The organism is Deinococcus cellulosilyticus NBRC 106333 = KACC 11606 (assembly GCF_007990775.1).
Lineage (GTDB): Bacteria > Deinococcota > Deinococci > Deinococcales > Deinococcaceae > Deinococcus_C > Deinococcus_C cellulosilyticus.
Map to the genome: position 1 here is coordinate 1 of NZ_BJXB01000086.1, position 1,168 is coordinate 1,168.

At 52.7% G+C, this 1,168-nt stretch carries 2 protein-coding genes; both read right to left on the minus strand.

From position 1 onward, the window contains the following. Nucleotides 1-10: 10 nt before the first annotated feature. Nucleotides 11-394 carry a transposase gene (locus tag DC3_RS28790; protein WP_222594857.1) on the minus strand — a complete coding sequence of 128 codons (384 nt, stop codon included), beginning with the start codon at nucleotides 392-394 and terminating at the stop codon, nucleotides 11-13. A 197-nt stretch (nucleotides 395-591) separates the two neighbouring features. Beyond that, nucleotides 592-1,110 carry a helix-turn-helix domain-containing protein gene (locus DC3_RS28795; protein ID WP_146892278.1) on the minus strand — a complete coding sequence of 173 codons (519 nt, stop codon included), beginning with the start codon at nucleotides 1,108-1,110 and terminating at the stop codon, nucleotides 592-594. Nucleotides 1,111-1,168: the final 58 nt, after the last annotated feature.

Below are 1,168 nucleotides of genomic sequence, written 5' to 3' on the forward strand. Positions count from 1 at the left end.
TAGTGCAGGATCACGAAAGAGGTTGTGCAAGCGGTTCCAATTTAGGGCAACCATAGTAAGCGCAGACCCGAGACTCCAATTCTTCAGCAGAAAGCAAGCCCTGAGCAGGCATCACCGCCCGCTTCCCATGCAGCCATTTCGGTTCAATGGGATTCAGCCAAGGGCTTCTTTTCGGCAACAGGCAACTCAAAATTCGCACTCCACCTGACATTTTGGCCTCACGGTTGTGCCATTTGATCCAGGAAATGACCTGCTTGCTCATGTGCCAACTGGCATTGTCCCAGATGAGCAGCAAAGCCTTTTTGCCCTGCTTACCCAGTTCCTGAGTGACCCACAGTAGAAAGTCACAGGTCACAGCACTGATCGGTCTGCCTTTCACAAACCGCAGCATCATTTCCCCCGAGTCGGCCCTCAACAAGCCATAACATGCCAGAGCTTTAGGATCTTGATCTCCACTCTGCCACTGGGGTTTTTCGGTCTGTGGACGGTTCTGATCCGTCCACAGGGCTCTTTTGGGCTGAGCGAAGCGACTCCACCACACCTCGTCCTGAAACCCCAGCACCCAGTCTGATTGCTTGAGGGCCAGATGGATCAGTCGTGCCCGTTGGTTTTTTTCACGGTGTAGTTGGGATCATTCGAAGTGATCCAGGAGGTGGCCTTTTTCCAGTTCACTTCCAGACGTTTTAGGGCCCGACGCATACTTTCGTAACTCATTTTCTCCCGGGTGATGCCTTGCTGGAAGCTGACCTGAGCTAACGTTTCCAGCGTCCAGTGGTCGTTTTCTACGCCATAGTCTCGGGGTTTTTGTTGCAGTAGAGCATGTAGGCGTTGTAATGCCGCTTCATCAATATGAGGCAGCATGGTGTGGGGTCGGTGGGATTTTTCATGGAGGCTTGCTAACCCATCAGCTTCAAAGGCTCTAAAGGTGTTGCGTACGGTCTGGGTGGCGATTCTCAGCGATCGGGCAATCTGGGAGACCACCTGACCCTCATGGCTGGCCAGGAGAATTTGACTGCGCCTGACGGTGAAGGCATCTTTAGCTTTGAGCTGATTTTGGAGGTGCTGGACTTCCTCTTCCGTGAGGTGCCGAACTTTGACTTTGACGCCCATGACTCACTGTGACACATCCCCTGTATTCCCACAACTTCACTTGTGATCCTGCACTAGG

Bases quoted from the DNA above. Each gene is read 5' to 3' on its own strand.
- DC3_RS28790 (WP_222594857.1), bottom strand. From the start codon at position 394: ATGATGCTGCGGTTTGTGAAAGGCAGACCGATCAGTGCTGTGACCTGT.
- DC3_RS28795 (WP_146892278.1), bottom strand. From the start codon at position 1,110: ATGGGCGTCAAAGTCAAAGTTCGGCACCTCACGGAAGAGGAAGTCCAG.